The 4,778-nt window shown below is 75.6% G+C and carries 3 protein-coding genes and 1 pseudogene; all 4 read right to left on the bottom strand.

The features are described from left to right. Positions 1–140: 140 nt before the first annotated feature. Positions 141–869 carry a response regulator gene (locus EBN88_RS28690; RefSeq protein WP_267902614.1) on the bottom strand — a complete coding sequence of 243 codons (729 nt, stop codon included), beginning with the start codon at positions 867–869 and terminating at the stop codon, positions 141–143. Next, the gene (locus tag EBN88_RS28685) at positions 866–2,083 is read right to left on the bottom strand and encodes a sensor histidine kinase (RefSeq protein ID WP_233581076.1); all 1,218 of its coding nucleotides are present in this window, start codon (positions 2,081–2,083) and stop codon (positions 866–868) included. Before EBN88_RS28685 ends, EBN88_RS28690 begins: the two co-directional genes overlap by 4 nt. A 7-nt stretch (positions 2,084–2,090) precedes the next feature. After that, positions 2,091–4,373, bottom strand: a complete 2,283-nt coding sequence (locus tag EBN88_RS28680; RefSeq protein ID WP_122399926.1) for an MMPL family transporter — start codon at positions 4,371–4,373, stop codon at positions 2,091–2,093. 212 nt (positions 4,374–4,585) lie between these two features. Next, a pseudogene (locus tag EBN88_RS28675) lies at positions 4,586–4,778 on the bottom strand (IS5/IS1182 family transposase); the annotation flags it as partial.

Below are 4,778 nucleotides of genomic sequence, written 5' to 3'. Positions count from 1 at the left end.
CTCCGCGCGATAACGCGGCGCCCCGCGTGGCCCGGCGGCCCGAGCCGTCCGGGCCGGCCCCCGGGCCACGGCCGAGGCCAAGAACCGGGTGGGCGCGAAGGCCGCGGCGAAGGGCCGGCGGCCCCTCGCCGGCCCCACCCTCAGGCGGGTTCGGCCCCGGCCCCCGGGGTGATGAGGCCCGACTCGTAGGCGGCGATGACCAGTTGGGCGCGATCCCTCGCGGCCAGCTTGCCCATCACCCGGCTGACATGGGTCTTGGCGGTCAGGGGCGAGAGCCGGAGCCGCTCGGCTATCTCCGCGTTGTTCAGGCCACGGCCGACCAGGGTGAGGACCTGGCGTTCGCGGTCGGTGAGCCGGTCGAGGGCGGCGGGTGGCGGGGGCGGGGTCTCGGGGGTCCGCAGGGCGCGGGCGATCAGGCGGGCCGTCGGGCCGGGGGACAGCAGGGCCTCGCCGCCGGCGACGGTGTGGATGGCGGTGAGCAGGTCGGCCGGCCTGGTGTCCTTGACCAGGAAGCCGGAGGCGCCGGCGCGCAGCGCGGAGACCACATGGTCGTCGGTGTCATAGGTCGTCAACACCAACACCCGCAGGCCGGCGAGCTGTTCGTCGGCGGCGATCAGCCGCGTCGCCTCGATGCCGTCGAGATCGGGCATCCGGATGTCCATCACCACCACGTCGGCCGGCGTGCGCCGGGCCAGCTCCACCACGGCGCGCCCGGTGCCGGCCTCGCCGACCACCGCCATCCCGGGTGTGGCCGAGATGAGCATGGCGAAGGCGGAGCGCACCAGGTGCTGGTCGTCGGCGAGGATCACCCTGATATCGGGGGCGGCCGGCGTGGCCGGCGTGGCCGGCCGCTCGGGTGGCGCTGTCACAACGGGCTTCCCTCCAGGGGCAGTTCGGCGGCGACCTCGAAGCCGGGGCCGCCCGAGGGGCGGGGCCCGGCGGTGAGGCTCCCGCCGACGCCCCGGGCGCGCTCCCGCATCCCCGTCAGGCCGAGCCCGGTGCCCGGCGCGCGGGGCGGGCGGGGGCCGGGGCCCGGGCCGTCGTCGGCGACGGTCAGCCGGAGGGCGTCGTCGGTCCGCCGCAGCGCGACCGCTATCCGCGCCCCGGGCCCCGCGTGGTGGACGGCGTTGGTGAGCGCCTCCTGGACGATGCGGTAGGCGGCGGCGCCGACCAGCCCCGGCAGCGGCCCGAGGTCGGGCTTCATGGTCAACTCCACCGAGGCGCCGGCGCCTTCGGCGGCCCTGACCAGGTCGGGGATGCCGGCCACGCCGGGCGGCGGCCCGGCGGGCTCGGGCTCGTCGCCCCGCAACCCCCGCAGGGTGTAGCGGAGTTCGGCGCGGGCGTCGCGGCAGACGTCGGCTATGCCGTCCAGCGTGTCGGCCACCGTCGGCAGGTCGACCCGGGCCCTGGGCGCCACGGACAGGAGATGGGCGGCCACCGAGGCGCGCACGCCGATCACGGTGATGCTGTGTGCCAGCAGGTCGTGCAGGTCCCTGGCGATCCGCAGCCGCTCCTCGGCGACCCGGCGGGCGGCCTCCTCCTCGCGGGTGCGTTCGGCCCGTTCGGCCCGCTCCCTGGCGGCGGCCAACAGCCGGCGGTGCAGCCGCACCGTCTCCCCGACGGCGAGAACGCAGAGCAGCCAGCCGGAGATCCGCAGCAGCTTCAACGCCGAGCCGCCGCCGTTGCCGTACCAGACGACCAGCACCACCAGCAGCACCCCGCCGGCCAGCAGGAGGGTGCGCCGCCGGGGGCCGGCGGCGGCCACCGTGTAGGCGCCGACGGCGGTCGCGGCGAACGGGGCGACGTGCTGGTAGTCCAGCCGGTGGAAGGCGGCGGTGAAGGCGAGCGAGACCAGCAGCGCCGCCAGCGGCGCCCGCCGCCGCCAGGCCAGCGGAACCGTCACCCCGACCAGCAGCGCCAGCGCGAACCCGTCCACCGTCCTGCCGTCGTGCGGCAGCAGCAGGGCGATGGCGCCGCAGCCCAGGGCCAGCGCCAGGGCCAGCAGGGCGTCGACCTCGAACGCCCCGAGCCGCGCGGGGACTTCGGGAAGGCGCCGGCGAACCGCTGAGACCACAACGCTCACCCGCCCATCATCCGGCATCGCCTCCCCGCGCCGGCCCGGCGGGGGCCGGGCCCCGCGAAGCCGGCGCCCCCTCGACCACCCCGCCCGACCCGGTGGAGGCTTCGCCCCCGACCGACGCGACCGGTGCGCCGCCCCCAACCGACGCGAGGCGCCCCTCCGACCCGCCCGGCCCGTGCACCAGCGTCGCCACCGGACGCCGGGAGAGCGGCCCCGGCCACCACACCCGCCGATCCAGCAGCCAACTGGCCGACGTGACCAGGTAGGTGCGGACCAGGAACGTGTCCAGCAACACCCCCACCGCCACCACGAAGCCCATCTCCGCCATGACCACCATCGGCATGGTGGCCAGCACGCAGAACGTGGCCGCCAGCACCACGCCCGCCGAGGCGATCACCCCGCCGGTGGTCCGCAGCGCGCCCAGCGCGGCCCGCCGGGTGGTGGCCCCGCCCAGGGCCTCCTCGCGCATCCGGTGCATCAGGAAGATGCCGTAGTCCACGCCGAGGGCCACGCAGAAGACGAAGGACAGCAGCGGCACCTGGGCGTCCAGCCCCTCGAAGCCGAACACCGGACCGAAGAACAGCCCGCCCAGTCCCATGGCCGCGCCCCAGGAGGCGACCACGGCGGCCAGCAGCAACACCGGCGCGACCAGGCCGCGCAACAGCGCCGCCAGCACCAGCAGCACCACCCCCAACACCAGGGGTATGACCAGCAGTTGGTCCCGGGCGCTGGTGGTCGCCAGATCCATCGACTCGGCCGTCGGGCCGCCGACCAGGGCCCGCGCCTCCGGCAGCTCCGCGAGCCGTTCCCGCAGGGCGGTCACGGTGCGCTGCTCCCCCGCCGACTCCGGCGGGTCGATGGCGTGGACACGGATCTCGCGCCAGCCGCCGCCCTCGCGGCCCGGCTCCGCCTCGGCGACCCCCTCCACATCCAGCGCGGCCGACACCACGGCGTCCGCCCGCTCCGCGTCGGCCAGCACGGTGATCGGCTGGCCACTGCGCTCGGGGAACGCGTCGGCCACCAGCTCCATCGCCGGCACCGAGTCGGGCGTCGATGTGAAGTTGTCCTGCTCGCCCAGGGGGCCCGGCAGCCGGAACGCGCCCAGGGACAGCGCGCCCAGCAGCAGCGTGCCCCCGACGAGGACCGCGACCGGGCGGCGGCTGATCGAGGAGCCGAGCCGGGCGAAGAACGAGCCGCCCTCGGCCGGTCGCGCCTGGCCGTGGCGCGGCACCAGCGGCCAGAAGACGCCGCGCCCGCACAGCACCAGCAGCGCCGGCAGCAGCGTGACCATAACGGCCAGGGCGCAGAGCACGCCCACGGCGCCCACCGGGCCCAGGCCGCTGCTGCTGTTGAGGTCGGCCACCGTGAGGCAGAGCAGCCCCAGCGCGACCGTCCCCGATGAGGCCAGCAGCGCCGGGCCGCAGCCGCGCAGCGCCGCCACCATCGCCTCGCCCGCGCCCGGCAGCCGGCGCAGCTCCTCCCGGTACCGCGCGACCAGCAGCAGCGCGTAGTCCGTGCCGGCGCCGAAGATCAGCACCGTCGTGATCGAGCTGGACATGGTGGTGACCGTCAGGTCGAACAGCTGGACAAGCCCGTGGACCACCGCCATCGCCGCGACCGCCGCCACCCCGACGGCGACCAGCGGCAACAGCCACAGCAGCGGGCTGCGGTAGGTGATCACCAGCAGCACGGCCACGATGCCGGCGGTGGCGAGCATCAGCGTGACGTCGATGGACTCGAAGACCGCCTCCGCGTCCACGCCCAGCGCCCCCGGGCCGCCCAGCGCCAGCGTCAGCCCCTCGGGCGGGTCGGCGATCAACTCCCTGATCCCGCCGACCGCTTCGGCCTGCTCCTCCTCGCCCAACTCGTCCAGTGCGAACGGATGGAGCGCCGTCGCCCCGTCCTCGGAGACGACCCCGACCGCGTCCGGGAAGCCGGACGCCAGCTCGTACCGTCCGGCGATCACGGCCAGCGACTCCTCGACCAGCGCGCGGTCCTCCTCGGTGAGCCCGCCGGCCCGCCGCGCGACCAGCAGCAGGTCCGTGGTGTCCCCGCCGGGCAGCAGCTCCGTCAGCCGGGCCACCTCCGTGGACTCGGCGCTGGCCGGGAGGTACTCCACGCCCTCGTCCTCGACGGACTCCCCCAGCCGCCCGGCGAAGGGCAACGCCAGGACCACCGCGGCCAGCCACAGCCCCAGCAGCGCCCACGCCACCCCCCGCCCCCGCCGGGGCGGCCACCCGGGCGGCCGGAAGGAGCGACGGGAACGGGCGGAACGAACATCTGGCGTGCCCATGGAGGGCCTCCTCGCGGGAGTTCGGGTGTCTCGACGCGGCCCACTGCGGGCGGCGGCGAACCCAGGTTCCCTCCCCTGACCTGCCCTTTTCATCGGCCCACTGGCTAGTCTTCGCGTTATCCCCCAGCAGGAGCGCACACGCCCGATACGCCCGTGCGCCCAGCCCCACAACCCCCGCACTACGCCCCCGGGACTAGGCCGTGTCCGGCGGATCATGAGCGGAGCCAGAGTCGGATCGAGGCAGCGGTGACGGTGCCAAGGAAGACGTAGGCGCGTTCGTCGAACCTCGTGGCCACTGCGCGGAAGTTCTTGAGGGCATTGATCGTTCGCTCCACTTCGTTCCTCCGCTTGTAGATCGTCTTGTCGAAGCCGGTGGGCCGGCCGCCACGACTGCCGCGTCTTTTG

The organism is Streptomyces triticirhizae (assembly GCF_003696235.1).
In the GTDB taxonomy this organism is placed as follows: domain Bacteria; phylum Actinomycetota; class Actinomycetes; order Streptomycetales; family Streptomycetaceae; genus Streptomyces; species Streptomyces triticirhizae.
Note: the sequence above shows the minus strand (reverse complement) of the source record. Positions and strands in the feature narration are given on the sequence as shown.

What these genes read in the sequence shown, in the direction of transcription:
- EBN88_RS28680 (WP_122399926.1), bottom strand. Translation starts at nt 4,373, where the DNA reads ATGGGCACGCCAGATGTTCGTTCCGCCCGTTCCCGTCGCTCCTTCCGG.